The 26,168-nt window shown below is 62.2% G+C and carries 29 protein-coding genes and 1 tRNA gene; 17 read left to right on the top strand and 13 right to left on the bottom strand.

All coding sequences use genetic code 11. The annotated features are described in order from the left end of the window. Window positions 1-4: 4 nt before the first annotated feature. Both HB634_RS08815 and gloB read right to left on the bottom strand, forming a co-directional pair. A complete protein-coding gene (locus tag HB634_RS08815; RefSeq protein ID WP_213948324.1) occupies window positions 5-1,261 on the bottom strand; it encodes a transglycosylase SLT domain-containing protein in 1,257 nt (418 codons plus the stop codon). Continuing rightward, window positions 1,258-2,025 (bottom strand): hydroxyacylglutathione hydrolase, encoded by a 768-nt coding sequence (gloB, locus tag HB634_RS08810; RefSeq protein WP_063573568.1) that lies wholly within the window; start codon window positions 2,023-2,025, stop codon window positions 1,258-1,260. Before gloB ends, HB634_RS08815 begins: the two co-directional genes overlap by 4 nt. 122 nt (window positions 2,026-2,147) lie before the next feature. On the opposite strand from gloB, the gene HB634_RS08805 reads away from it, so the two are divergent. Genes HB634_RS08805 through dnaQ form a run of 3 tightly spaced genes read left to right on the top strand, consistent with a single transcriptional unit; the run spans window position 2,148 to window position 4,026 of the window. Beyond that, window positions 2,148-2,840 carry a methyltransferase domain-containing protein gene (locus HB634_RS08805; RefSeq protein WP_063573569.1) on the top strand — a complete coding sequence of 231 codons (693 nt, stop codon included), beginning with the start codon at window positions 2,148-2,150 and terminating at the stop codon, window positions 2,838-2,840. Beyond that, entirely contained in the window at window positions 2,837-3,304 is a 468-nt protein-coding gene (rnhA, locus tag HB634_RS08800; protein ID WP_218625445.1) for a ribonuclease HI, read from the top strand. The genes HB634_RS08805 and rnhA overlap by 4 nt, the downstream gene beginning before the upstream one ends. Continuing rightward, a complete protein-coding gene (gene dnaQ, locus HB634_RS08795) occupies window positions 3,301-4,026 on the top strand; it encodes a DNA polymerase III subunit epsilon (protein WP_213948323.1) in 726 nt (241 codons plus the stop codon). Before rnhA ends, dnaQ begins: the two co-directional genes overlap by 4 nt. Here the strand turns inward: dnaQ and HB634_RS08790 are convergent. Then, complete coding sequence (locus tag HB634_RS08790) at window positions 4,023-4,727, bottom strand: protein phosphatase 2C domain-containing protein (RefSeq protein ID WP_213948322.1); 705 nt, start codon at window positions 4,725-4,727, stop codon at window positions 4,023-4,025. The genes dnaQ and HB634_RS08790 overlap by 4 nt on opposite strands. A gap of 143 nt (window positions 4,728-4,870) precedes the next feature. Between HB634_RS08790 and HB634_RS08785 the strand changes: the two genes are divergently transcribed. Both HB634_RS08785 and HB634_RS08780 read left to right on the top strand, forming a co-directional pair. Continuing rightward, window positions 4,871-4,960: transfer RNA gene (locus HB634_RS08785), tRNA-Ser, on the top strand. 592 nt (window positions 4,961-5,552) lie between these two features. Continuing rightward, window positions 5,553-6,572, top strand: a complete 1,020-nt coding sequence (locus HB634_RS08780) for a DUF1254 domain-containing protein (RefSeq protein ID WP_213948321.1) — start codon at window positions 5,553-5,555, stop codon at window positions 6,570-6,572. A 53-nt stretch (window positions 6,573-6,625) separates the two neighbouring features. Here the strand turns inward: HB634_RS08780 and HB634_RS08775 are convergent, their stop codons facing one another. The 4 genes from HB634_RS08775 to HB634_RS08760 form a co-directional block, all read right to left on the bottom strand. Continuing rightward, a complete protein-coding gene (locus tag HB634_RS08775) occupies window positions 6,626-6,871 on the bottom strand; it encodes a hypothetical protein (RefSeq protein ID WP_213948320.1) in 246 nt (81 codons plus the stop codon). A gap of 179 nt (window positions 6,872-7,050) precedes the next feature. Beyond that, the gene (locus tag HB634_RS08770) at window positions 7,051-7,734 is read right to left on the bottom strand and encodes a DUF1214 domain-containing protein (RefSeq protein WP_213948319.1); all 684 of its coding nucleotides are present in this window, start codon (window positions 7,732-7,734) and stop codon (window positions 7,051-7,053) included. After that, on the bottom strand, window positions 7,655-8,011 hold the full coding sequence (locus HB634_RS08765) for a hypothetical protein (RefSeq protein ID WP_213948318.1): 357 nt from the start codon (window positions 8,009-8,011) through the stop codon (window positions 7,655-7,657). The genes HB634_RS08770 and HB634_RS08765 overlap by 80 nt, the downstream gene beginning before the upstream one ends. Before the next feature lie 119 nt (window positions 8,012-8,130). Next, window positions 8,131-9,000, bottom strand: coding sequence for a DUF4189 domain-containing protein (locus tag HB634_RS08760; protein ID WP_213948317.1), 870 nt, complete (start codon window positions 8,998-9,000; stop codon window positions 8,131-8,133). Between the two features lie 352 nt (window positions 9,001-9,352). Between HB634_RS08760 and HB634_RS08755 the strand changes: the two genes are divergently transcribed. From HB634_RS08755 to HB634_RS08740, 4 genes are all read left to right on the top strand, one after another. Then, window positions 9,353-10,039, top strand: a complete 687-nt coding sequence (locus HB634_RS08755) for a hypothetical protein (protein ID WP_213948316.1) — start codon at window positions 9,353-9,355, stop codon at window positions 10,037-10,039. Window positions 10,040-10,338: 299 nt separating this feature from the next. Next, window positions 10,339-10,644: an addiction module antidote protein gene (locus HB634_RS08750; protein WP_213948315.1), complete on the top strand. Its 306-nt coding sequence runs from the start codon at window positions 10,339-10,341 to the stop codon at window positions 10,642-10,644. 349 nt (window positions 10,645-10,993) lie between these two features. Continuing rightward, window positions 10,994-11,197 carry a hypothetical protein gene (locus HB634_RS08745; RefSeq protein WP_213948314.1) on the top strand — a complete coding sequence of 68 codons (204 nt, stop codon included), beginning with the start codon at window positions 10,994-10,996 and terminating at the stop codon, window positions 11,195-11,197. A gap of 201 nt (window positions 11,198-11,398) precedes the next feature. After that, the gene (locus HB634_RS08740) at window positions 11,399-11,584 is read left to right on the top strand and encodes a hypothetical protein (protein ID WP_063572195.1); all 186 of its coding nucleotides are present in this window, start codon (window positions 11,399-11,401) and stop codon (window positions 11,582-11,584) included. 22 nt (window positions 11,585-11,606) lie between these two features. Here the strand turns inward: HB634_RS08740 and HB634_RS08735 are convergent, their stop codons facing one another. Continuing rightward, window positions 11,607-12,524, bottom strand: a complete 918-nt coding sequence (locus HB634_RS08735) for an MASE1 domain-containing protein (RefSeq protein WP_213948313.1) — start codon at window positions 12,522-12,524, stop codon at window positions 11,607-11,609. Window positions 12,525-12,745: 221 nt separating this feature from the next. After that, window positions 12,746-13,135, bottom strand: coding sequence for a hypothetical protein (locus tag HB634_RS08730; protein ID WP_213948312.1), 390 nt, complete (start codon window positions 13,133-13,135; stop codon window positions 12,746-12,748). Window positions 13,136-13,273: 138 nt separating this feature from the next. On the opposite strand from HB634_RS08730, the gene HB634_RS08725 reads away from it, so the two are divergent. From HB634_RS08725 to HB634_RS08705, 5 genes are all read left to right on the top strand, one after another. Further along, a complete protein-coding gene (locus HB634_RS08725; RefSeq protein ID WP_213948311.1) occupies window positions 13,274-18,037 on the top strand; it encodes an autotransporter domain-containing protein in 4,764 nt (1,587 codons plus the stop codon). A gap of 444 nt (window positions 18,038-18,481) precedes the next feature. Then, a complete protein-coding gene (locus HB634_RS08720) occupies window positions 18,482-18,877 on the top strand; it encodes a hypothetical protein (protein ID WP_063572191.1) in 396 nt (131 codons plus the stop codon). 236 nt (window positions 18,878-19,113) lie between these two features. After that, complete coding sequence (locus HB634_RS08715) at window positions 19,114-19,983, top strand: bacterial transcriptional activator domain-containing protein (RefSeq protein ID WP_213948310.1); 870 nt, start codon at window positions 19,114-19,116, stop codon at window positions 19,981-19,983. Between the two features lie 70 nt (window positions 19,984-20,053). Continuing rightward, complete coding sequence (locus HB634_RS08710) at window positions 20,054-20,785, top strand: sulfite exporter TauE/SafE family protein (protein WP_063572189.1); 732 nt, start codon at window positions 20,054-20,056, stop codon at window positions 20,783-20,785. A gap of 37 nt (window positions 20,786-20,822) precedes the next feature. Continuing rightward, window positions 20,823-21,173, top strand: coding sequence for a DUF3147 family protein (locus HB634_RS08705; protein WP_063572188.1), 351 nt, complete (start codon window positions 20,823-20,825; stop codon window positions 21,171-21,173). A gap of 14 nt (window positions 21,174-21,187) precedes the next feature. On the opposite strand, the gene HB634_RS08700 is transcribed toward HB634_RS08705, so the two are convergent. Then, window positions 21,188-21,709, bottom strand: a complete 522-nt coding sequence (locus tag HB634_RS08700; RefSeq protein WP_063572187.1) for a lipocalin-like domain-containing protein — start codon at window positions 21,707-21,709, stop codon at window positions 21,188-21,190. 115 nt (window positions 21,710-21,824) lie between these two features. On the opposite strand from HB634_RS08700, the gene HB634_RS08695 reads away from it, so the two are divergent. Both HB634_RS08695 and HB634_RS08690 read left to right on the top strand, forming a co-directional pair. Then, window positions 21,825-22,733 (top strand): LysR family transcriptional regulator, encoded by a 909-nt coding sequence (locus HB634_RS08695; protein ID WP_213948309.1) that lies wholly within the window; start codon window positions 21,825-21,827, stop codon window positions 22,731-22,733. Between the two features lie 63 nt (window positions 22,734-22,796). Then, the gene (locus HB634_RS08690) at window positions 22,797-23,813 is read left to right on the top strand and encodes an alpha/beta hydrolase (protein ID WP_213948308.1); all 1,017 of its coding nucleotides are present in this window, start codon (window positions 22,797-22,799) and stop codon (window positions 23,811-23,813) included. Here the strand turns inward: HB634_RS08690 and HB634_RS08685 are convergent. The 3 genes from HB634_RS08685 to HB634_RS08675 all read right to left on the bottom strand — a co-directional run bounded on the left by HB634_RS08685 (window position 23,810) and on the right by HB634_RS08675 (window position 25,231). Further along, window positions 23,810-24,262, bottom strand: coding sequence for a tautomerase family protein (locus HB634_RS08685; RefSeq protein ID WP_063573444.1), 453 nt, complete (start codon window positions 24,260-24,262; stop codon window positions 23,810-23,812). The genes HB634_RS08690 and HB634_RS08685 overlap by 4 nt on opposite strands. Before the next feature lie 110 nt (window positions 24,263-24,372). Then, a complete protein-coding gene (locus HB634_RS08680; RefSeq protein ID WP_213948307.1) occupies window positions 24,373-24,750 on the bottom strand; it encodes a tautomerase family protein in 378 nt (125 codons plus the stop codon). A gap of 34 nt (window positions 24,751-24,784) precedes the next feature. Further along, window positions 24,785-25,231 (bottom strand): MarR family winged helix-turn-helix transcriptional regulator, encoded by a 447-nt coding sequence (locus tag HB634_RS08675; protein ID WP_082879266.1) that lies wholly within the window; start codon window positions 25,229-25,231, stop codon window positions 24,785-24,787. 59 nt (window positions 25,232-25,290) lie between these two features. Here HB634_RS08675 and HB634_RS08670 point away from each other — a divergent pair, with 59 nt between their 5' ends. Then, complete coding sequence (locus HB634_RS08670; RefSeq protein WP_213948306.1) at window positions 25,291-26,151, top strand: fumarylacetoacetate hydrolase family protein; 861 nt, start codon at window positions 25,291-25,293, stop codon at window positions 26,149-26,151. Window positions 26,152-26,168: the final 17 nt, after the last annotated feature.

The following is a 26,168-nucleotide window of genomic DNA, read 5'->3' as shown; positions in this document are numbered from 1 at the left end:
GGGTTCAGCGTGACGCGGTAAGACGCAATACCTGACCCGGTTTCACAGCCTGCGTCTGCAGGTCGTTCCACTTCATCAATTGCTCGACGCTCACCTGGTGGCGGCGTGCGATCGTCCAGAGCGACTCGCCGTTGTTGACCTTGTAGACGATCGCGACGGCCTTGCTGGACTTCGAAGCCTTCTCTGCCTTGGCCAGTTCCGCCTTGGAAAGCTTCTTACCCTTGGCGTTCTTGCCGTTCTTCGCGACAGGCGCATCGGCAACGGCATCGTTATCGATGGACGAGGAGGGCGATTCAACGACGGCGGCAACCGGCCCGAGGTTGTATTGGTCGGCGGCGGTCTTTGGCAGCAGCAGCGACGATGACACCGTGCCCTGCGTGGTGCGATAGGCCGGATTGAAGTCACGCAGGTCGTTCATCGACAGGCCCGACTGTTTGGCGGCCTGCGCGAGCGATTGTGGGTTTGACACCTGCACGACCTGCAGCGCGTCTTCGCCATCCTGGCGCGGCAGTTGCACATTGAAGCGGCCCGGATCGCGCACGATGCAGGCGATAGCCATGAGCTTCACCAGATGCTCCCTGGTGCCGGCCTTCATGGGCACATCAGGCAGGCCTTCTTCCGCCGACGGACCACCGTGTTTGTCGATGGTTTTCTTCAGGCCGAACTCGCCCGCGTTGTAAGCCACGTCAACCAGGCGCCAGTCGCCAAGATCGTCGTAGTAGCGGCGCATCATGGACATCACCGACTCGGTGGACTTGGTGATGTCGAGGCGCTCGTCGTAATTCTTCTGCACGCGCAGGCCAAGCGTTTGGGCCGTCTGCGGCATGATCTGCCACATGCCTGCCGGACGATTCTTCGCACCCGGCACATGACGGTACTGACTCTCCACCCAGGGCAGCAGCGCGAATTCACCCGCCACGCTGTGCTGCATCGCCGACTTGTGTGCGTAGACGATCAGCGGCAGCACCTCGTTGACCTGCTGCTCGAAGCGGTTCGGCATCTTTGTATACGTACGCGCCCAGGCGACCACTTCGGGGCCGGCTTCGCAGCCGGGCATGGCGAAGCTGTCACGCATGCCCGACCAGAAGTCCGCCGGCGCGGCGGGGCGCATCAACTTCGGTGACATCGACACGTCTTCCACCGGCATCGCGGTGGGTGCCGGGGCGACGGACACAGGCACAGGCCGCTGAGGTGCCGCGGCGCACGCGGTGAGCACGAGGGGAATGAGTGCGGGAAGGATGCGTCGGGTAAGAGCCATCATGCGGTGAATGTGTCCTTGGCCCGACGTAGCGCGGCGAAGCGCTCCGTCCGCGTGGCGGAATCCTTGCCCTGGGCCTCGACCCAGCGACGAATAGCATCGCTGTCCACGCGCAGGAAGGGGTTGGTGGCGAACTCATCCGCGAGGCTGCTGGGCACGGATGGCCGGCCTTCCTCGCGCAGGCGCGCCACCTCGTCACGACGGAGGCGCAGGGGGCCGTTGTCCGGATCCACGCTGAGCGCGAATCGGATATTGGCCGCGGTGTATTCATGCGCGCAGCAGACCAGGGTCTCCGGCGGCAGGTCGGCAAAGCGTTCCAGCGAGGCCAGCATCTGCTCGGGCGTGCCTTCGAACAGGCGGCCGCAGCCGACACTGAAAAGCGTGTCGCCGCAGAACAGGAAGCCTTCGCCGAAGTAGGCGATGTGCGAGCTGGTGTGGCCCGGGACGGCGATGACCCGGAAGGTCGCGTGGGGCGACTCGAGGGTGATGACGTCGCCGTCTTCCACGAAATGGTTCTTCGGCTGGATACGCGGATCCGCCGTGGCATACACCTCCACGTCGTGGTCGCGGACGAGGTCCGAGACGCCACCGATGTGGTCGTTATGGTGGTGGGTGAGCAGGATCGCCTTCAGCCGCCAGCCGCGCTCGTCGAGCGCAGCCTGGACAGGGGCGGCTTCACCGGGATCCACGACGAAAGCGTTGCCTTCGTCATCGGCGACCAGCCAGATGTAGTTGTCGCTCAGAGCCGCGACGGGAACCCAATGCATCGGGCCGAACTCCGTGAGCCAGTTGGGCGGGGCGGCCGGACTATATCAGCCGGGTATATCCCACTCGTTAGAACCTTGTTAACCCGTGCGGGCCCCATTCAAGATCACTACACTGGTCACACATGCCCACCCTGGCCCCCGACATCTATGCGACGCCGCAGATCGGCAAGCTGCTGGCCGACGAGGCCCGCGTGCTTTCGCCACTGCTGACCCGCTGTACCGGGGAGCACGGGCTGCACCTCACGGCCTCCCTGCTGGCGGATCCGCCCGCCTTGCCCCTGCTGGGCCACTGGGCGACCGTGCGGGTTGCCGGGCCGGTGCTGGGCGGCGATGTTCGTGCGAGCGGCCTGGAGGCCCTGCCGTTCACCGACGACGCCTTTGGGGTGGTCCTGCTTCGGCACGCCCTGGAAACCACGGCGCGCCAGGACAATCTCCTCGACGAAGCGATCCGGGTGCTCGCCCCCGGCGGCATGCTCGCCATCACGGGTATCCACCCGGTCGGCCTGTGGTCGCCCTGGGTGGCCCGGCAGGCCCGTGGCACCCGTCCGCGCCTGACCTGGCCGTGGTGGTGGAGCCAGCGGCTGGTCCGCGACGATTTCGAGCTCTCCATGCCGCGCCGACTGGGCAGTGCCTGGCCTCGCGCCGGCGGTTCGCCCGTGGGCGAATCCATGGTCGGAGGCGGATACATGCTTATAGCGCGCAAAAAGCGTCCGGCAGCGGTACCCTTGCGCCCCCGCACAGCGGCGGTCGAGGCTCCTATGCCCGGCACGCTCGCTTCTGGCGCCCGTCGCAACGCACGTGAGTCCATTCCTTGACCGAAATCACCACCGACACCGTAGAAGTTTTCACCGATGGCGCCTGCCTGGGCAATCCGGGCCCCGGCGGCTGGGCGGCTCTGCTCAGGGCCAAGGGCATCGAGAAGATGCTCGCCGGCGGCGAACCCGACACCACCAACAACCGCATGGAAATGATGGGTGCGATCTCGGCGCTCGAAGCGCTGACCCGTCGTTGCCACGTGCACCTGATGACCGATTCCAAGTACGTCATGCAGGGTGTGCAGGAGTGGGTGCCCAAGTGGCGCCGTAACGGTTGGAAGACCGCCGACAAGAAACCGGTGAAAAACCAGGATCTCTGGATCCGTCTCGACGAAGCCGCGGCCGCGCACACCGTCACCTGGGAATGGGTGAAGGGTCATGCCGGCCATGTCGAGAACGAGCGTGTCGACGTCGCCGCACGTGACCAGGCCATCATCTATAAATCGAAGGGGACCGTGGCATGAGGCAGATCGTTCTCGATACCGAAACCACCGGCCTCGAAGCACACCTCGGTCACCGCCTCGTGGAAATCGGTGCGGTCGAGATGATCGGCCGTCGGCCCACCGGCAATCATTTTCACACCTACCTCAACCCGCAGCGCGCCATCGACGAAGAGGCGAGCAAGGTCACGGGTATCAAGGACGAACACCTCGTCGACAAGCCGCTTTTCATCGAGAAGGTGGATGAGTTCCTCGAGTTCATCCGCGGCGCCGAGCTGATCATTCATAACGCGGCGTTCGACGTCGGCTTCCTGAATGCCGAGCTGAAGCGGGCAGGGGCGCAGTACGGGCAGATTGCCGACCACGCGACCGTGCTCGATACGCTGCTCATGGCGCGCCAGATGTACCCGGGCCAGCGCAACAGCCTCGATGCGCTATGCAAGCGCCTCGGTGTGGATAACACCAAGCGCGACCTCCACGGCGGCCTGCTCGATGCGCAGCTGCTGGCGGATGTCTATATCGCCATGACCACGGGGCAGGGCGGTCTCGAATTCGCCTTCGATGCGAACGATGAGCGCAGCCGTACCAGTGTGCTGCAGGACATCGTGATCAAGCGTCGTCCGCTCGTTCGTCATGCCGATCCGGAAGAGCTCGCACGGCACGCGAAGCGGCTCGAAGCGCTGGACAAATCAGCGGGCGGGCAGAGCATCTGGCGCAAGATGGAAATGTCGGAAACGGTTCACTAGGCGGCTGCGCGAAGCAGGATCGCCGTGATGTTGTCGCGTGCGCTGCCCGAAAGGGCTTCGAGCAGGAGGTGGTCCACGCCTTCCTGCGCCGCGATGTCCGTGCGCGAGACGATGGCGCCGATGCGAGCGTCGTCCACTTCATCCGTGAGGCCATCGGTGCACAACAGCAGGCGCGCACCGTAGGGCAGCTCGCCCTTGGCCAGGCCGATGTGCAGTTGATCCGGCGAGGTGATCCCCAGGGCCTGCGTGAGAACGCTGCGCTGCGGGTGCGTCCGGGCCTGCGCCTCGGTCAGCTCGCCCGCCTCGACAAGGGCTTCCACAATGGAATGGTCGTGAGAAAGGCGCTTCAGCTCGCCGTCCCAGATATAGATGCGACTGTCGCCGACCCAGGCTGCCTCGTAGGAGCGACCGACCAGGCGCACGGCGGCGATCGTCGTGCCCATGGGGCGGGATTCGGAAAGGCCGCTGGAGCGGGCGATGAGCGCCTCGTTGACCCGCTGGATGGCGTCCACCAGGGACTGGCCGGCCGTGACCTGGGCCACTACGCCGTCGCGCGCCGTGGCCGAGGCCACCTCGCCGTGCTTATGGCCGCCCATGCCGTCCACGACCAGGAACAACCCGAGCCCGGCGTCGGCGTAATAGGTGTCCTCGTTACGCGTGCGGCGGAGGCCGGTATGCGTGCCGTGTCCGAACTCGATCATGGGTGCCTTTGGAGCTGGGGAAGGGCGCCACGGCGCCGGAATACTCCAGCAGGATGCCGCATCAAAAGTCTGTTGTCACGGCAGGACGGACCCACTATCATTGCGGGCCCGGCAGAGCGAAAGCCCTGCCGTCGACCGTTCACGGAGAGGTGGCAGAGTGGTCGAATGTACCTGACTCGAAATCAGGCGTTGGTGAAAGCCAACCGTGGGTTCGAATCCCACCCTCTCCGCCAGTGAAATCAAAGGGCTACGCAGCAATGCGTGGCCCTTTTTTCTTGCGTGGTGCAAGGCCCTGTTTCCGCTGTGTAAGCGTTGTGTAAGCTTTTTCTGGGCCAAGCGCGCGCGGCATCCGCACGCCCTTGTGCGGCGCGTGCCACCCTCCCGCGCCTGGCCTAAGCCCCTGTGGCCACAAGGCCCGCGCACGCCACCGTGGAGGCGCTGCCCGAGGGCAGCTTGCACCGTGCGCAGCACCGCCGCGCACGGGCAATTGGTGACGAAGGAATGGCGGCGTTTCCGGTGCGCGTTAGCGCCGGTCGTAGGATAGGTGAATAGTTCCGCCAAGCCTTCAACGGCAGGGACGGCAACAGGTCACAACATGAAGACTTTTGTGGGTAACGCGCTACTAGGCGACCTCGCCGGGTGGGGTCTGCGCACAGGCTGCACTGCCCTGCATTAGCCGCAACGTCCACCGCCACCTTCGAATTCGATCGCGGCCCAGAAATCATCTAGTAGTTGTACGTAAGCTCGTCCCATAGAAATACGGTCGATTCGGCAACCACGTTTGGTCACGCTCTGGACAATTCACGGCTGTCGGAGAGCGTCATCATGCACCGTATTCTCGCCTTGGCGATAGTTAGTGCGTTGACCATAGGGGCTACCGCGCACGCCCAAGAAAAATCGATCATCGTTACGCCGGATAACTTTGTTCGAGCCGAAACCGATATGTATTTTGCCAAGTACGTGTCGCAGGGTTCGTTCGGAAAAATTACGCATGAACGGAACGCGCCTTTCGTCGATGATCAAAAAGTGGTCCGCATGAATCGCGATACGTTGTATTCGGCCGGAGTGTTCGACTTGGATGCGGGACCGGTGACAATCAAATTGCCTGACATCGGCAAGCGCTTCATGTCTCTTCAGGTGCTATCTGAGGACCAGTACACACTCGAGGTCGACTATGCACCAGCAACCGTCACCCTCGACAAGGCCAAGGTAGGCACACGCTATGTGTTCACCATTGTCCGTACCCTTGCAAACCCGGACAACCCTTCCGATATGAATGCTGCACACAAGGCCCAGGACGCCGTCGTAGTTCACCAAGCAGCGAAAGGTTTATTCGAAATTCCCAACTGGGATAGCGCATCCAGAGACAAAGTTCGTGAGGCACTGAGCAAGCTCAGTGAATTGGGTGCTTCGCCTGATCGGAGTTTCGGGACCAAGGAACAGGTTTCTCCACTTGACTTCACGGTCGGCGCCGCCGTGGGATGGGGCGGCAACCCCGTCTATGCAGCCAAGTACCTAATCGTTACTCCGAAGCTCAATGACGGGAAGACGGTCTACAAGCTTATGGTCAAGGACGTGCCTGTGGATGGCTTCTGGTCGATAAGCGTTTACAACGCCAAGGGCTTCTTTGAAAAGAATGACCTGAACGCATACTCACTGAACAGCCTGACGGCCAAGCCGAATCCGGATGGCTCGTACACGATTCAGTTCGGCGGTTGCGCCAAGGCGACGCTGAACTGTTTGCCCACCGCCGCCGGATGGAATTACGCCGTCAGGCTCTATCGAGCGCGCAAAGAGCTTCTGGAGGGACGGTGGAGCTTCCCCGAGGCGAAGCCGGTTAAGTAGCGGACCGCCCGCTCGCGACCGAAGCGGGCCGGACGCGTTTACCGGTCGAGTTCTTACGACAACTTGACGATTGCCTCCGCATAACCGGGCAGGGGAGGACGGTGCCCTTCGCCCAGAAGCCGGACCACTTCGAACGCCCTGGCTTCGACCCGGGGCATGCCGTGTAGGCGCGCACCGTCTGCAACCAGCCGCGCACGGAATCGCGCTTCAACAACGTCGCCCGCAAGCAGGGCTTCACTGACGGCCACACCGTCGACGAGAAGGCCTGCGACTTCCAGAATGGCTTCTTCGTTCTGCATTGGCTGGCCCCCGGCAATGGGCCATTGTGGGGCCGGCACCGTGCCGGTGAAGCAAGGGCCGCCATCAGCCGGCAAGGGGGCTTTTTCCGGCCGACGACGGCCTTCGGATACGGCTGCAAAAAGGCGGGGCTCAGTGGGCAGGGGTGGCGAGTTCGATGTCGGGCAACTTCCACGACTGGTCAAAAAAATGCCTGCGTTGGCCCGTACCACCGGAAGTATGCAAACCATCCTTTGCCCGAAGCCGTTTTAATCCAGTTGCTCTCGTGCCCAACCGGCGCGGTCGGTCCGAAATAGACATCCACCGTCCCGTCGCTGTTTTTCTGCAGGTTCGCCTGTTTGGAATCGACGCCCGCCTTGCCCGTGTCGGTTTGAATCATCGACCGGGTCATGTTGTCGTAGACCGTCACTGCCCAGAAATCCTTGACCGGGGCGTTGGCTGGCACATGCAGCCTGTAGCTCTTGCCGCCATCGAGCCACTCGCCGGTTTTGTCTTTCGCCGTAGTCATGTATTGGGAGCCGGCGCCCGGAATCTTCTTGACCATGCCGGCAGCAACGGTGATGGCTTCAAACGTGTAATCCGTGCGCTCATCGAGCTGGCTGTAATCGGCCGCTTCCTGGCTGGGGTCGAGCGTCAGGACCCAGTCCCACTGCGTGCCGGGGTAAGTCTTTGCCTTGTCGTTTCTGGGCGCCATGCTCAACACCTGGCTCATGCGAAATCCCATGGCGGCTGCATCAGACAGAATCTTTTGCTGGCGGGTATCGGGTTTGAACGGCTGCCCTTTCTCAATACCAAGCGGCCTGAGCATGGCGTAAAAAAAGCGGTCCCGGGGTTCGACCGTCTCGTTGTTGATGGCGTCCGACAAGAGCTGCCAGTAACCGAGACCGCTTGGCGGATTGGACCTGCGCCTGCTGGGTGTTGTTTTGCACATCGACTGCCGCGTCCTGGCTGCTTTGTGCCAGCGGTGTCTGGACAGCCTGCATGACGTCCACCACACCGCCATACCGGGACTGCGCTTGCTCCAGGGCCTTTTCTTTCGAGCGCGTGCTGTGGACCGTCTTGTCCGCACTTCCTTCAAACTCGAACTTGAGATTGCCCGGATTGTTGTTCCGCCAGGACACCGTCCCGTCCTGTGCCGTCACCCACGTGTTGTCCTCCATCTCAAAAAACGCGGGTCATGCCCTGGCTTGCCACAAGGCGGGTAACTTTTTTTCCCGACACAACGTCCATATTTTATCCCTTGATAAAGGCCCTTAGGCCGTCAGATGCCCTTGCTGCAATCGGTGCGAATTTCCTTGCACGCCTGGCCTCCATCTGCGTTGCAGGCGGTCATGGCACGGGTCACGGCCTGCTTTTCGTCCCTGGAGTCCGCGCCGGCACCGCCAAAGGAGCGGGCGGTTGAGTCCCTCACGAGGGAGATGCAGCCGTCTTGTTGCTGGACCAGCACGGTGCAGTCTTGCTTGTTGCAGTCACCCTGCAGCTTTTCCCAGACCGAGTCGGGCGTGGGATTGCCATGCATGAACATGAACTTGCCTGACTTGTGGTTGACCACAAGGGTGTTGAGGAAGACAGGGACCGTCCATTTCGCGTCCATGTCCGCAGCAAGACCTGATGCGGGCAACGCCAGCTTCTCTGTTTTTTCCGGTCCGCGTCCCGCCACCACTGATGACCGGACTGCATTCGCGACATGCCACTTGCCGGACTGGCGGACCAGGTCCAAAACTGTGGTTGACGACTTCTCCCCGCTGTCCATCTGCTCGATGTGCACATGCCCCGGCGACACCTTGACGTAATCGCCATCAAACGGGTCATCGTGGAACTGGCTGCATTTCGAGCAGGCGATGAGCTTGTCGCTGGAAAAATCCGGCACGAACTTCCCGTCTTTCCTGCCAAACATCACCAGCGTGCGGTGGCGGACATCGTCCTTGTCGGGAGCAGTCTCGAACACCGCCACCGCGTCCGCATTGGACTCCTCGCCGCTCGATGCAAACGACAGCAAGGTAGTGCCGGCTGGTCCGGAAGCAGTTACCTCGGGTGGCGCCGTAGGAATCGCCTTGGGTGGGGGCGAGGCGAAAGCAGGGGCCGTTGCCATCACTAGGGCGGCCAGTGCCAGTCGGAAAGTCCATGTCATCGCCAACTCCAAATGGGGGAAATCCGGAGGATAGCCGAGACACTACTTGGTGGGTGATGACTGGCTCACAGAGAGAGGGGGCGTGGTTGACTGGGACGATGTCTGGCAGACACGGACGTCCATGCCGATTCTGTGTCGCCGGATTCTGACAGACGGCGCGCGCGGCGCCCTTATGCTTCAGTCATTCACAGGGTCAAATTTGGGCTGTACCGAAAAAACCTTCATGCGGGTTCATGCGTGGGTCGCACGCCACCACGTGTAATTTCCAATGCGTGTAACACCGCACTGTCGGCCCCATTTCGATTGAATCAATGGACGCTGCTCAGAAGAGCGGCTTAATGGAGATGACACGATGTTGAAGTTTCTGGCCTGGACAGGCCTTGTTCTCGGCGCCATGACGTCCGCCCATGCTGAGGGCCGATTGCAGGCAACCCTGGTGCCAAGTGATTCGGGAAATCCGACGAAGCTTGTGTTCACCCTCGCCAACACGGGTGACAAGCCCGTAGCCTTCGAACGGTTTACAACGCCGTTGCAGTTGCTCGATGGTGTCCACGCGTCGCTCGTGCAGTTCGATGTTGAAGACGATTCGACGCCCGACCATGTTCAAGCGGATTACCGTGGCTACTCTGTTCATCTTATTGGTCATCCCGTCGAAAACTTCATGACCCTCAACCCCGGCCAGTCGGAGTCTGCAACATACGACCTCGACCCCGATTTTGTGCTCGTGCCAGGCAAAACCTATGCCGTGACCTTTCGCATGACGGTCGGTCTTGGACCCGTCGACGGACGCGGGCTCGATTTGCCGTCAGACCTGCGCGTGCTGCCCCGACAGGAAATTCGCAGCAACACGGTCATGGTCTCGATACCCAAGACCCCCAGTGCGGCCGTGCTGCATGCCCGGCAAGCCATTGCCGCCGTGTCGAATCCGCCAGTGACTGGCCCACAGAAGCTCGCCGCACTGGATAAAGCGGTTCTTTACGGCTATTCCTACATGGCCAATTCCGCCTCACTACGAAATGGGCTTGCCACCGTATGTTGATGCCAACGCCACAGGCTCCATCAATTCAGCGCAGTACAAGGCATGGTTTGGGACCTTCAACAACAACGATGCCAACGACCGGCTTGTCACCGGTGCGCTCGACGCCGTTGCAAATCGGCTAAACCAGGGACTGCGTGGGACTGCACGGCTGCCCGACGTCTCGGCCGCTATCCTGCACTCCAGCACTCCAGCACCCCAGCAATTGCAACACGCGCCCCGCCATCCGCGCAGGTCGTCGCCTGTGTTCACCGACAAAATGCGGGCTTGAAATTGTAGGATCTTCACCGGAGAATTTGAGAATGAGTACCCAACTCCTACCGTTCGACCTATCCGCAATCCTTGATAGTGATGAGGCGGTTGCCGAGTACGTGCGCCAAGTCCTCGAAGATGGCGACACAGACGAAATGCTTCGTGCTGTGGGTCATGTTGCGAAAGCACGTGGGATGGCTCAGGTAGCAAAGGATGCTGGTCTCGGTCGTGAAAGTCTGTACAAGGCTCTTCGACCTGGCGCACAACCTAAGTTCGAGACGATGAACAGGGTTTTTGGCGCACTAGGGTTTCGGTTGTCAGTGGAGCCTGTGAAACGTCCTGGCGCTGCCGCCTGATGTGCTGTGGCAGTCTGACGCTAGTCTGGATCCCCGCCGTAGGCGGCAGAGTGCTCGAATGTACCTGACTCGAAATCAGGCGTTGGTGAAAGCCAACCGGGGGTTCGAATCCCACCCTCTCCGCCAGTAAAGAACAAGGCCCCGCAGCGATGCGGGGCCTTTGTTTTTGTTGAGTGCCGAGCGTGTGCGACGTGGGCCTCGGCTTTGTCATCGCGTTGGCTTTTTAGCCTCCAGTTAACAAAGCCCCGCACCCGGGGATCGCGTATAAATCTCCTCGTTGCCTCGGTGACATGTGAGCGCATTCGAGCGGTAAGTTTTCCAACAACAACGTTCCACAGGGGGTATGGCGATGGTGGGTAAGCCGGAAGACGATACGCATCTGCACTGGCAAGGTATGCACTTCAGTTTTGAAAAAGGGCAGTTGGTTATTCACGACACAGAAAAGGTGCTGAATCTCTTGATCGAGGGGCAATTCTCCCGGGAAGAGGTCGCCTTCAGACTGGACAGTCGCGGAGTGACGGTGATGGTGCGACGTTTCCCCAGCTTTGAGTAGTGTCCCGTCTCGGGCTCAACCCCCATGAGGCTGTCCCAACGAGCAGAGCGGCCAGAAGGCGGGCTCAGGTCCAGCTAAGGAGGCCCCGGACGAAAGGCGCTCCCGTCGATTAGCAGACTGCCTGCGCATACAGGCACCATGAAGGGGCCAGCATCGCGTCCGAACGCGTGCTGGCAACCCAACCCATCATGGAGATCGACAATGACCACGTATATCCGCACCGCACTGCTGTCCGCTCTGGTTCTTTCGCTCACCTGTGGCTTCGCCACCGCAAGCGACCTGCGCACTGCCAAACCTGCCGTTGCGTCTCAATCGCACGCCGGGGTTCCGCAGGCGCTGATGGTCAAATGCAAAGATCCGATCGAGTGCAACAAGGGTCGTGCCTGAAGGCTCAGGGCCCTTTAAAGACCTACGGCGACAGCGTCGCAGTGGACACCATTTGGGCGGCAGGCTGCGTCTTGCCGCCCATCAGGAGCGCTGCCGACAGGACGAAGGCTAGGGCGACCTGGCATTCAATCAGCATAGGGTCACGCATGACCGTGCTGGTGAGGGCCATCGCGATGCTGGCACCCATGCCGGCGAGGGCCGCCCCATGCCATCCATGCCGGAACGCCATCCCGATCACCGGCAGCACCATCGCGAGCCGGGCGGCTTGCTGCACATATCCGGCATGAAGGGTCGCTTGCCACGCAAGAATGACGAGGACGGGGACGACCCATGCGCAGGTATCCCTGAACAGGGTGCTGCGCAACACGGCGGTCAAAGAGTGGGTCTTCCTGACTTCTTCCCGAATGGCGAACAGGGCAGGCGCGAGGGTGAGTGCCCCGAGATAGCCGCCCAGTAGATAGGCGGAAAAGCCGATCGAGACAGACACTCCAGGACCCCAGTCTTTCGACACAGACGCCAGGGCGATCCACAAGGTGGTCGAGTCCCGCAGGGCGCTCATCAGCGCACAGCAGAGTGCTGCGGAGACAAGGTAGGGCATCCGGATTCGGCCGTCTGGGCCCCACAATGCCCACCGCTGGCGCAAGGGCAACATGCACGCCATGCACACCACGATTTGCGGTACGGATGCAGCCAATGCCCATACCGGACCGAACTCGTCCATGGACAGGAAAGCGTTTTCAATGACAGGCAGGAGTTCGCCGAAGGCGAGGGCGGGCCACAAACGCACCGGCACGATCAGGAGGCAGCACAGTCGGAGGCCGACCGTCAGTTCCCAATGGGACATGCTCAATTGATAGGCGAGCCGGTAACAAGCGGCGTATGCGCCGATGACGGCAATATGTTGACCCCAGGCCTTCCAGTGCTCCCCGCTTCCTTTCACGCGTCAACCCCTTTGACGTTGCCCATGGTGTTCCGGCCATCTTGCCAGATACTTCGAACCCAATCGGCGAGGATAAGGTGACGGTGGTGGGGGAATTGGCGAAATTGCCGGATTTGACTATTGATGTCTTTGACACTCGACGGCGTCGCTGGCGACAGCAGGTATCCGCGTCGACCCCACCGATCCCAAGAACCCTCCGACAAACGACGCCCTTGGATGCCTTACCGGTGGCCCTTGGATGAGGGCGATGACAAGGGCGCCGCTGGCGGTGCTGCCACCATCACGGGTGCAGCGGGCTGCGCATAGATCACATAGGGAGTGGGAGCCGGCAGTGGCGCGGGCGAAGGCTCAGGCTTGAACATGCCGTTGATCGCAGCGACGGCGGCCACGACACCGAAGCCCATGGCGGCGATCCACTTGGTGTGGGCGGAGAACGTCGCGTGGAAGTCGCTCTTCAGGTTTGCGACATCAACGGAAACCGCGGCCATGCCGGCTTTGAGATCGGCGCGAAGTTCCGCCTGGCTCTTGGCCACATCCGCCGCCGAGGCTTTCGCCTCGGCGCGTGCGGCATCCAGATATAGCTTGATCTCGTCGCGGGTCATGTCACTCATGCGGCGATGATGAAAGTTCTCGTCGTGCGACACAACTCCATTGGGCCTCGTTCTCAAGTAGGGATCGGGCCCTTCCGGGCGCTCCACTGGCAAGCTGGAAATTCTTGCGGCAAGATATTGTGACAACAGGGGAATGTCATGGATGCATTGCGCGGTGTGGGTACACCCGATCGTAGGCCTGTGGGTGTCTGGGGCAGGCCATGCGCGCTGGCGCTGGCCGTCGCCCTGGCACTCGGACTGTCCGGTTGTGGCGGCGGGGGTGGCGGCAACGGCAACGTCAAGTCCACAGCGCCGCCGCCCGCAGGCGCGACCGGCTTCACCGGCGGCGAGATCGACGTCGGCGCCAACAACGTCACCATCCTTCCCGATAACGTCGGCGGCTCGATCAATCTGATCAAGGGCGGTGCCGGCGCCCTGGCGCTGACCGGTGCAAATACGTATACCGGCGGCACCACCATCAGCGGTGGCACCCTGCAGATCGGCAACGGTGGCACGACCGGTTCGATCGTCGGCGATGTTCTCGACAACGGAACGCTGGCCTTTGACCGCTCCGACGACATCAGCTTCGCCTACCGGGTCGCGGGCACAGGCGGCATAAGCAAATTCGGCAACGGATCACTGACGCTCACTGCGAGCAACGGCTACGGTGGCGCGACCCAGGTCAACGCGGGTTCCCTTTACGTAAACGGCGATCAGTCTGCCGCGACGGGTGCGACCACCGTCGCCAATGGCGCGACGCTCGGTGGCAATGGCACGTTGGGTGGCGACGTCAACGTCGCCAATGGCGGAACACTGTCGCCGGGTGACAAAGGGGCGATCGGCACGCTTACCATCAATGGCAATCTCGGCCTGTCTTCCGGCTCAGTGCTCAATTTTGGTTTTGGCCAGGCTTCGGGTGGCACACAGCCCAGTGACCTCATCAACGTCAAAGGCAACCTCACGCTCGACGGTACGCTGAATGTCGACGTCGCCTCGGGTGGCAACCTGGGTCCCGGTGTGCACCGTCTGTTCAATTACGACGGCATCCTGGTCGATAACGGCCTGGTGCTCGGCAGCATGCCGTCCACGGGGTGGGCGGTGCAGACCGGCGTTGCGCAGCAGGTCAATCTGGTCGATACGCAGGGCATGACCTTCAGTTTCTGGGACGGCGCGACCGGCCCCAAATCGAACAACAAGATCGATGGCGGTAGCGGAAACTGGGAGGCAGGCGGTTCGAGTAACAACTGGACGGACGCGGGTGGTGCCGTCAATGCCTCCTACAGCGATAATTCCTTCGCCGTCTTCCAGGGTGCACCGGGGACGGTGACGGTGAATGACGGCAATGGCAACGTCAACGCCGAAGGCATGCAGTTCGCCGTCAATGGCTTTGTGATTCAGGGCGACGCGATACACCTCGCCGGCAGCGCGGCTGACCCCACTCAGTCGATCATCCGCGTTGGCGACGGCAGCACGGCAGGTGCGAGCTACAAAGCCACCATCGGCAGCGTGCTCAACGGCAGCACCACCCTGGTCAAGACCGACGCCGGTACGCTGGCGTTGGCGGGCAACAACACATACACCGGGGGCACCACGATCAGTGGTGGCACCTTGCAGGTCGGCAACGGCGGCACGTCCGGCTCGATCCTGGGCGACGTGACGGATAACGCGTCGCTGGCGTTCAACCGCAGCGACAACGTGATGTTCAACGGCGTCGTCAGTGGCAGCGGCAGCCTTGTTCAGGCGGGCAAAGGGACGCTGACGATCACCGGCGCCAATACGTACACCGGCGGCACGACGGTGAATGCCGGCACCCTGGAGCTGGTTCCCGGAGCATCGCTGGGTACCGGTGATATCACCGTGGGCACCGACGGCCTCTACGATCCGCTCAATTCCGCGTACACATTGAAAGTGGATCACGGCGTCGCTCTATCCAATCGCATTGTCATGCAGGCGTACGCCATTCTGGACAATGCAGGCGTGATTGGCGGCAACGTGAATGACGGCGTCGACGGTAGCTTTACTTACCACACGCCTCCCACGGTGTTGAACCATGACGGTGGAAGCATCCGGGGTAACCACATCGGCGTCGCGCTTCAGGGCTGGCCCAGCCTGGTCAAGAACACCAGCGGCGGAACGATCGAGGGTGGGGACATCGGTATCGATCTGGGCAATGGCGGTTCCGTCGTGAATGACGGCGTCGGTAGCATCATTCGCTCGGTCGGTGGCGTCGCCATCAGGGAAGAACTTCAGGGGAGCGGTCTCCAGAATTCGGGCGGCGCGACCATCGTCGGCGGCGCCGGTGCCGTGCAAATGCAAAATGGCGGCACCATCACGAACGACGGTGCCGGAAGCGCGATCACTTCTGCAAACGGCATGGCGATTCAGGTGACGGGTGATGTCGCGAGGATAAGCAATACCGGAGGTGCGACGATCTCGGGCGCAACGACGGCGCTCTATCTGCAACACGGTGGCAGCGTCACTAACGGCGTCGGATCCACCATCGGGACCACGGGAACCACAGGCGGAAGCTGTGCTGGTGCAGGCAATTGCGCGATCTTCGTCTCCTCCAACAGCCAGACCATTCAGACGTTGGACGGCGGCCTGACGCTGAACAATGCGGGCACCATCATCGGCAACGTGCAGATGTTTCCCACGTCGACGAACGCCGTGACGCTGTCCGCCGGCAGTTCCATTCATGGCGATCTCGACATCGGCTCGCTTTCCACCTCGTCACTGCAATTGAGCGGTGGTGTAGGGACGACGCAGCTGTATTCGCAGGCAGTGACCGGGAAGACGACTTTTGCGGGCCGTCTGTCGCAAGGCAGTGGCACATGGATCATCGACAACGACGATCTCAAGCCAGTCAGTGTCACCATGGGTGGGGGCACCCTGCAGATCGGTAACGGCGGTACGGTAGGCTCTCTGGGCCAAGGCAGCAATGTCTCCATCTACGGCGGCAGCGTCGTCTTCGACCGCAGCGACAACGTGACCTTCGACGGCAGCATTTCGAGCATGCACTCGGAAGCGTACGACGGCACCCTGGTGCAAGCCGGCACCGGCGTCCTGACCCTCGTAATCAAGAATAACGACATTGCGCCGACGCACATCCTGATCCAGAGCGGCACGCTGCAGATCGACAACACAGCTGATGTACCGGGTGCCGATACGGGCTTTTACCCGCTCGAGACAGGCATAACCGACAACGGTTCCCTGGTCTTCAACAGCGCGTTGACACTGCTGACTGGATCGATCGTCGGAACGGGATCGGTCACCAAGAATGGTGCCGCCGAGTTGATCATGGATGGGCAGAACACGTACACCGGAGGCACGACGATCAACAATGGCTCGGTGTTGTCTCTCCATGCCTTGCCGGGCGACGTGACGGTGAACCAGGCGGGCCTTCTGGACGGTTACACAGGCGCGACATTGCACCCCGGCGTCGCCGGTGTCGGCGGCAACCTCACCAATGCCGGCAAGGTGCCCATCCATGGCGGTGACACGGTCGTCGGTGGCAATTACGCCCAGTTATCAACCGGCACGCTCGCGGTGAGCCTGGGAAGCAAGCTCGCGGTCGGTGGAACAGCGGTGCTCAACGGGGGCACGCTTGAGATCACTGGCGCCGACAGCGGCTACGTCAGCAACGCGCACACGAATGTACTCACTGCCACCGGCGGTCTCACCGGCACGTTCGGTCACCTGGTGAAAGACACCGGTGTCGTGTTTACGTCAACCACCATCAACTACGACGCCCAAAACGCGTGGCTGGATACCACCGGCCTTAACGTGACGACGGCGGCCGCAGGCAATGGCGTGAACTACACGCCGGTGTCGTTCAACAGCGCACAGCGCGTGCAGAGTGCCTTTGTCCAGCTGGACAACAAGATCGCTGCCGGCGACGCGTCGAGCGTGTCGAACGATTTCATGCGTGCGGCGGGACAGTTCCAGCAGGCGCCGACCCTCCAGGCGGCGCAGGCTTCCTTGCAGAGCCTGTCGGGTCAGCTGCACGCGGCCAGCGCGGCGCTAACCTTCGAGGCCATTGATGCCTCCAATCGCGCATTGGCGGACCGCTTCGACGATCTGCTCGGCAAGAACGTGGGTTACGGCATGTGGACCCATAGCCTCAGCGCGGGTGGCGACATGGGCCGGGCAGGGTATGACGGCGTCGGTTTTCAGTTGAACGGCTGGCTGGTCGGTAGCGATCAGAAGATCGGCAGCTCCGGCGTGGCGGGTTTTGCCTTCGGTCAGAGTCAGGGGCAGCAGCAACTGGATCAGAGCTACGACCACAACCGCAGCCGCAGTACGGAAGGCATGCTCTACGCCGGCTGGCTCAACGGTAACTGGTACACCCAGGGACGCGTCGGCTTCGGTCATTTCCAGCAGGACGTGAACCGCCACCTGTTACTGGGCACGAATACGCAGAGTGTCTCCACCGACTACAGCGGCAACTACAACGTGGCCTACGGCGAGAGCGGCCTGCATCTGAATTGGGCCGGCAGCCGCGTCATGCCCTTCGTCAACGTGCAATACGCAAGCATAGACCGAGGCGGCTTTGCCGAGCAGGGCGGCAGCGGCTTCGGCTTGCGCGCCGACGCGCAGACCTTGGATCGTTGGCAGGCCGGTCTTGGCCTGCGCGCAGCCCATCATTGGAATCTCGACGGAGGCCGGTGGATCGACTTCAGCGCGAGTGCGCAGTTTCAACGGACCCTCGCATCGCACGGCGACGCATTCGACGCCAGTTTTGTCGGTCTGCAGCAATGGCAGCCCCTCGTGGGCATCGGCGTGTCGCGGTACAGCGGCGTGTTGAACGTCGGCGTCGATGCAGCGCTCTCGGCGCATACGTCGCTGAAGCTCGGCTACGACTACGAGCGGGGTCAGCACGACCAGGCGCAGATGCTCTCGGCGCACATGGTCGTGGCGTTCTGAGGGTGTGATCAGGCGCGGTCGGAGGCTCAGCTCACCATGGGGGTTCCCCATGCGAGGTCTCACGGCTACCCGTGGCCGGGCGCCGGGTGGCCTGGTTGAGGACGAGGGTGAGCGTCAGCCCCATGCACCGGCACGCGAAGGCACGCGCCGGGTTGCACGGCCAAGAAACATCTCAGAGTTAGCTGTCGCCCCGGTTCGTCTACCGTATCTGCGACGGATGCAGACAGCCCGGTAACCGCAATCAGGTTCCGTCGTTCGTTTGCGCGTGATTGCGAAAGTGCTCAGCGGTTAGGGTCGCATCGCGCCTTCAATGCATTGTGAGCATTGCCTGATAGACGAGCCAACAATCACCAGCGTAAGCTTTTCGGCACAAGCGCACTGTTCGATTTCTGCACGCGCGCGTACGGGTCTCGCGCAACATTTGGTTGGAAGGAGTGGCTACGCATGCATACCGGCGGAACTGTGAATAACCGGCCTCCGAGTTTCTCGGACGACGTGTTGCGCGACGATCTTCTGATGCAGCAAGGACAGGGAGTCGTCGGCATGCTTGTCCAGATCACAAGCTCGCAGGCCCGTCTTGAGCAACGCGTCGCCGGCGTGAGCACTGACATCACTGATCTCAAAGCCACTGTCGCGAATGTGAGTGTCGACGTGAAAGATCTCATGCAATGGAAAAACAGGCTGTGGGGCATGGTGATCGTCCTTGGCGGAATCGCCGCCGGGACCGGAGGGATCTGGACCCTTGTCGATAAGCACATCGTGTGGACTTCCGGAGTGCCGGCTAACGTGACGCCTACCGCACCCGCGGCTCAAAATAGAGTCAACGCAGGAGCTCAATGAGAGACGAGTGCGACTACCTGTAGGAAGTCCCGAGGGCTTGTCCGAAATCGACGCTACCGACCGTCTCGGTCTCCCGGAGGCGGCGCACACGGTGATAACTCGTCTCACCGTGTGGGAGCAGGGTACCGGCGCTACGTTACCCACGAAGAAATCCACGCTGAACAGCATTTTCTTGCGGCTCGCAAACTCTCGACGGACGCATGACACTAAGCGTCTTCCTGAGCTCCGAGAACGTCATGCATAAGCCGATTCTCACGTTAGTCCTATTGGCCCTCACGTCCGTCGCGGCAAGCGCTGAAGACACCCCGAAGGACATCCAAGCGTTGATCGCCCGCGGTGACTACTCCGGTGCGGAAACCGCGCTGCGCCAAACGATTTCCGAGCATCCGACGAGCGCCAAGGCTCACTACATCCTCGCCGAAGTCCTTGCCCATGAAGGCAATATCGGAGAAGCGAAGACCGAGGCGACCAAGGCGGCGACCCTGGACCCGGCGACCAAGTTCACGGACCCGGCCAAGTTCCAGCACTTCCAGCACGAGCTGGATGCCGCGCTCGCGCCGCCTTCCGCCCGGCCCGCGGCGGTGGCTCCCGCGCGTTTCACTGAGCCCCAGCCGGCTGCCCGTACCGAAGCTGGTGGCCAGTCGCACATGACGGGCTGGCTGATCGGGGGTGTGATCCTCGTCCTCATTATTTTCTTCCTGATGCGCCGCCGGCAGAATCCGAACAACCAGTTCGGCAACGGCTATTCGCCGGCGCCGCCCATGAACGGTGGTCAGCCTTATGGCGGGAATCCCGGCTATGGCAATCCGGGCTATGCGCCGCCGCCGTCTTCGGGCGTAGGCACGGCCGTCGCGGCCGGCCTGGGTGGCCTGGCCGCCGGTGCGCTGCTCGATGAGGCGCTGCGTTCCCATCGCGATGGTGACGAAACGCGCAACGCAGGCGCGAGCGGCTTCGGCAATCTGGGTCCGGATTCGTCGTCGCAGCCGGATCCTTCTGCGCAGGCGTACGACGATCTCCGCGACGACCCGATCGACATGGGCAACAACGACAGCTCGTGGGACGACAGCTCGTCCGGCGGCGGTGGTGACGACGACAACCAGTGGTGAGATGTCTCGGGAGCCGGTGATTCTCGCTGAAAGGCTAGAATCACCGTTCTTCTGAGCATGCCGGTTCCGTTTGACTTCCTTCCTTCTCGTCCTTGCCGTCGGTCTTGTCGCGGGTTGCCTCAGCGGCGTCATCGGAACCGGCTCCTCGTTGATGCTGCTTCCCGCACTGACGTATCAGTTCGGGCCGAAGCACGCCGTACCGGTCATGGCCGTCGCGGCGGTGATCGCCAACCTTTCGCGCGTTATTGCCTGGTGGAAGGAGATCGACTGGAAGGCCGTGCTGGCCTACGCCGCTCCGGGGGTTCCTGCTGCCGCGCTTGGCGCGCGTACGTTGCTTGCCTTGCCGCCGCGATGGATCGACGCAGGGCTTGGGTTCTTCTTCCTGTCGATGCTGGCGCTCCGCCGGCTTCGCCCTTCGTCCCGGCCGATGCCGCTTTGGGCGCTCTCCCTTTGCGGGGCGGCTATCGGCTTCCTGACGGGGCTCGTCCTGTCGACAGGGCCGCTGAGCGTTCCCGTGTTCACGTCCTACGGTCTGGTGGGCGGGCCGTTCCTCGGCACGGAAGCCATGACGGCCCTTGCGCTGTACCTCAGCAAGGTCACCACGTTCCGGGAAGCCGGTGCGCTGTCCGGGGAGATCGTCGTCCAGGGGCTCATCGTGGGTGCTTCACTGATGATCGGTACGTTTATCGGCAAGGGCATCCTCAGCCGGATTCCCGGCCATCGGTATGCTCATCTTATCGATGCGCTGGTTCTTTGTTCCGGCGTTTCGCTATTGTGGGCTGCACTGTCAAACCACGCCTGATCAGGCTGCTTGGTTGCGTCGATTCCACGGGGGTGTCATGTACTGGATCATCACCAAATACCTGATCACCGCCGCCGTGGTGGTCGCGGTGTCCGAGGTGGCGAAGCGTAGCGACCGTCTTGGAGCGCTCCTGGCTTCCTTGCCGCTGGTCACGCTACTCGCGCTCACGTGGCTCTATGTCGAGAAGCAGCCCGCCGAGAAGATTGCCAACCACGCCTGGTACACCTTCTGGTACGTGGTGCCGACATTACCCATGTTCCTGGCGTTTCCCGCCTTGCTCGCACGGTTCGGATTCTGGCCCGCACTGGGTCTCAGTGCGGTTATCACGATCGTGTGCTTCGCGGTTTTTGCCGCATGCGTCAAGCCGTTCGGTATCCGGCTTCTCTGACGGGACGCGCGCCCTCAGGGATGAACGCGCCGCCAGACCACCTCACCATGCGCGCCTTCCGCCGCACCACTCGACGGCTTTGCCACCGTGTACGTGAGTTCGTCACCCTTGATGACGAAGCTGCTGTCGCCTCCCTTGCCATCCCAGTTCGGAAACGATGCCTGCGCGATGTGGCTGTGCATGGTCATACCATCGACGCTGACCGTGCCGTAGTGTGCGTTGAAGTCCAAGGAGGCGGCGCGATATTCCTCGGGCGTGCCTTTGGACTTGTCGTTGACCGCGAAGGGCATGCGGTTTGCCCGCACGATATCCATCATGTAGTTGCCCCGGGCATCGATGAGCCACAGGCCTTCGGGATTCGGTCCGTAAAGCTCGACGCGATGGCCGTCCGGGTAGACGTTGTCGCAACGGACCAGCTTCCAGGCACCCTCGAGGACCCCGGGGCCGGACGATGCGGCGTCAGCGGCGAGGGCCCCGAGCGGTGCGGTGACGAAAGCCAGGGCGGAGGCGAGGGCGAACAGGGAAGGGCGCTTCATGGCAGGAAAGCCTTGGGTTGAGGGGGGTGGGGTCATCCTCGCCGCCGGCCTCGCATTTGATAATTGGCCTGGTTCTTCATTGACCTTCAATTATTATTTGAAGATTATCGAGGCCATGAATCGCCTGAGCGACATGCAGCTGCTCGTCGACGCCGCCGATCTGGGTAGCCTGTCGGCGGCTGGGCGCCGCGCGGGTCTGTCTCCGGCCGCCGCCAGCGCGTGTGTCCAGCGGATCGAGGCCTCGGTGGGTGCCCGGTTGTTCGAGCGAACGACGAGGCAGCTTCGCCTCACGGACGAAGGCCGTACTTACCTGGGCTACTGCCGCATTGCGATCGATGCGATGAAAGAGGGTGAGCGCGCCGTGCGTAGCGGCACGGATACGGTAAGCGGCACGCTGCGAATTTCAGCCCCCTCGGATCTCGGTCGCAACCTGCTGCTCAATATCCTCGATGGGTTCATGGCGATCCATCCAGGCGTGCGCATCGTTCTCTCGCTGGCCGATTCGATTTCGCGCTTCGTGCCCGATGACGTGGATGTCGCGATTCGCGTCGGTCCGCTCGAGGACAGCTCATGGGTTGCGCGGCACCTGGTCGATAGTCGTCGCGTGGTGTGTGCTTCGCCGGCGTGCGTCGCGACTCATGGCATGCCGACGCGGCCCGAGGATCTTGTCGACCTTCCTACGCTGGTGCTGACGACGAACGCTGGCCCGCGCGACGAGTGGCGCCTGGGTAACGCGACGATACGAGTGCGTCGCTATCACGAGTGCACCGATAGCGAGGTCATCCGCAAGTGGGCCATTCGCGGTCATGGGTTCGCGTACCGGCAGCAATGGGCGGTCGCCGACGACGTTCGCGAAGGGCGCCTGGTGCTGCTGAACGCGCCGGAATGGTCCGCGCCGTCACCGATCCACGCGATGTATCACGCGAATACGTTCCAGCCACCGCGCGTTCGCCGGTTCATCGATTTTCTACAAGCAGCGATGGTGGAGAGACTCTCGTCGACCGGTCTGCCGCATGCTCGTTGACGACGAGCGGGACCGAAGGAAGAATCAGCGCGCCCACAGGGGGCGCTTCTAAAGGGAGCACGGATGAAGAACTTGATCGCGGTACTCTGCCTGTTCGCGGGCTCGGCTTCGTGCTTCGCGCAGGCAAAGCTCCCTACGGCCGCTGTGATCGATGATGTGGTCTATACGCGGCCCGCCAGGCTGGTCGACATCGGCGCTGGCCAGCGGCTCAATCTGTACTGCCTTGGGTCCGGTTCGCCGACGGTGGTTCTTGATGCGGGCATGGGCGATTCGACGGTCTCCTGGGCGATGGTCCAGCCGGCGATGGCAAAGACGACGCGCGTCTGTTCGTTCGACCGCGCAGGCCTGGGTTTCAGCGATGCTGCGCGGCGACCTTCCACGCCGGTCAATCAGGCCGAAGATCTCCATGCCTTGCTGCGGGCTGCTGGTATAAAGCCACCCTATGTCATGGTTGGGCATTCGCTGGCTGGCATGAATGTCCGCGTGTACGCGGACAAGTACCGCGATGACGTCGTTGGCATGGTCATCGTCGAGGGCTCGCACGAAGACCAATCGGCCGAAGGCTGGGCGCTGAGCGCGCCGGGCGACAAAGAGAAATACGACCAGTATCTGAAAGACCAGCACGCGTGTATCGATGCGGCCCGGCAGGGGCTCACGCCGGGCACAAAGATGTTCGAGAAGTGCCTGGGCGATACCAACGATCCGCACTTCAGTCCGGCGATCAACCAGGCGCAGGCGACCTATGGCGCCACGGAGAAGTGGCAGGCGGCAGTCGCGTCCGAGCGAGAGAACGTCTTCTACGCCAGCGCGGACGAGACCCGAAAGACCCGTAGCGATTTCGGCGACATGCCGATCATCGTGCTCACGCATTCTCCCTTTCCTACGCGAACTGGCGAATCGCAGAATGAGCGCAACCGCAAGACGCTGTCGTGGGAAGGTCTTCACCTGCGTGTAGCGGCTATGTCCACCCGTGGTGTGAACGAAATCGTTCCCGATGCGGGGCATTACATTCAGTACGACAAGCCGCAGGTGGTTATCGATGCGGTGAATGAGGCGGTGTGGATTTCGCGCGGGCTTTAAGAGCGCGCGCGTTCCGCCATCGCGGCGAGCATGCGGCGATCGTCTTCGGGCAGGGCGTCGAACCATGCGGCTTCTTCGCCGGGTTCGGGTAGCACGTGGCCGAACTCGGCCATGAGGCCGGGGCGGATTTCGCTGAGGTATACCCAGATGCCTTGCGTCGGCAGGCCGGATGCATTCGATACGTCGCGGACGAGGCGTTCGACTAACGTTCGCTTCTGGTCATCGGTGCGGCCGCTGCGGACGTGGCCGTGGACGAAGAGGGTGTCGCGTTCTAACGGTACGCCGCCGATGAACCAGTCTTCGCCGGGGGCGTGGTCGAAGACGACCTGGGCGAAGTAGGTGTTGGCACCGGTGATTTCGGTGTGGGCAGTTGTTATGGCTTTCGCAATGCGGTGTTTGGTTGTGGCGTTGAGATCAGTCAGGGTGCTGCGGACGATATACGTTGGCATGGTGGTATCCATTGGACGGTTGTCGCGAGCACCCATCGCCGATGAATCGGCTCCTACCGAGCAGGGGTCGGCGTGTACCGAGCAGGAGTCGGCGCTTACCGAGCAGGTTGCTAGGCGTATTGGGCTTCGCCGTTGCCGAAGGACCAGTTTTCTTTTGCGTTTTCGACCAGGTTGATGAAGACATCCTGGGGGTGTATGCCGACGGAGGCGACCATGTTTTTCACGATGGCGGCGAACAGGGCTTTCTTCTGCTCGACGGTGCGGCCTTCCCTCATGGTGATCTGTACGGCGACGAAATTGTCGCTGCGGTCGATGCCGAGGTAAGTGCGGTCGAAGACGAGGCCGCCGGGCTCGTGTTCGGCGATGACCTGGAAGCGGTCGTCTTTGGGGGCGCCGATGGAGGTGAGGGCGTCGTAGACGGCCTCGCCCAACTTGCTGCGGTAGGCGGCGTCTTTGCCGCGAAGCAGGTCGATGCGTACGAAGGGCATGGGAATCTCCCGTAGGGGTGAAGCAGACGATGGATCAGGCGTTGAGCCCGACACTGAGTCGGGTCAGTTCGGAAATCGCGCTTTCGAGTACCTGCCAGCGCTCGGCGCCGTAGGTCCCGACCACGCGGGTCTGCGCGTCGTCCCAGAGCTGGCGCGCCTTGATAAGCAGGGATTGTCCCTCTGTCGTGAGCGCAACCGTCTTGGCCCGGCCTTTCGTGGGGGAGGCGATGGCAATCCAGCCCGCCGAGGTCATCGGGGTGAGCATGCGGTAGAGCGACGTGCGGTCCATGACCATTTCATCGGCCAGGCGGCTTAACGCCACGTCCGGTTCGCGCCAGATAGCCTTGAGGACGCCGAACTGCGCCACGGTGACCCCCAGCGGGGCCAGGGTGTCGTCGTAGAGGCGGCTCAGGGCACGGGTAGCCTTACGCATCGTGGTGCAGGCGCAGGGCAGGTCGGTGACAGAGATGGACTGATGCATACGCATAGTGTAAATACATCATATAGAAAGTCAATGGCACACCGGAGGCTCGACATCCCATGAAGTACGCCACCTATCGCCATGAGGACGAAGTCCATGTGGGCCTGGTCTCGAACGACGGTCTATCGGTCACGGCGCTGACGGCCGGGGGCCGACTGGTGTCCGACCTGCACGACCTGTTCGCGGGTACCGCCGAGGCGACAGGCCCGCGCGTCGCCCTCGCAAACGTCGTGTTGCTGGCGCCCATCCCACGACCCCGACGCAACATCTTCTGTGTCGGCAAGAACTACGCGGCCCACGCGAAAGAGTTCGCCAGTAGTGGCTTCGACGCGGGGCACACCGGTGCGCCCGACGAGCTGCCGACCGATCCCATCGTTTTCACCAAGGCGCCCGAGTGTGTGATCGGCCACGGTTCGGCTATCTGGTCAGGGGAGGGAGTCACTGACTTCCTCGACTACGAAGCCGAGCTCGCCGTGATCGTCGGCGTCGGTGGGCGAGGCATCACGCGTGCCGACGCCATGCGTCATGTCTGGGGCTACACCATCATCAACGACGTGACGGCACGCGACTGGCAGAAGCGACACAAGCAGTGGTTCCTCGGCAAATCGTTCGACACGTTTGCGCCGATGGGACCGTTTGCTGTCACGGCTGACGCGATCGATGGCGCGGCCCTGGACCTTTCCTGCCGGGTGAACGGCGAGCTTCGGCAGCACGCGAATACGCGCGACCTGATTTTCGATATTCCGAGGCTTATCGAAACGATATCGGCAGGTATCACCCTCATGCCTGGCGACATCATCGCCACCGGTACGCCGGAAGGCGTCGGCATCGGGCGAAGCCCTCCCACGGCATTACGTCGGGGCGATCTCGTCGAGATCGACATCACGGGAATCGGCCGCCTCGAGAACCGCGTGGGCTGAGGGATTCGCCTGGACTG

This window comes from Luteibacter sp. dw_328 (assembly GCF_018449605.1).
Classification (GTDB): domain Bacteria; phylum Pseudomonadota; class Gammaproteobacteria; order Xanthomonadales; family Rhodanobacteraceae; genus Luteibacter.
The sequence above is the reverse complement of the archived record's forward strand: the minus strand, read 5'-3'. Positions and strand labels throughout refer to the sequence as shown.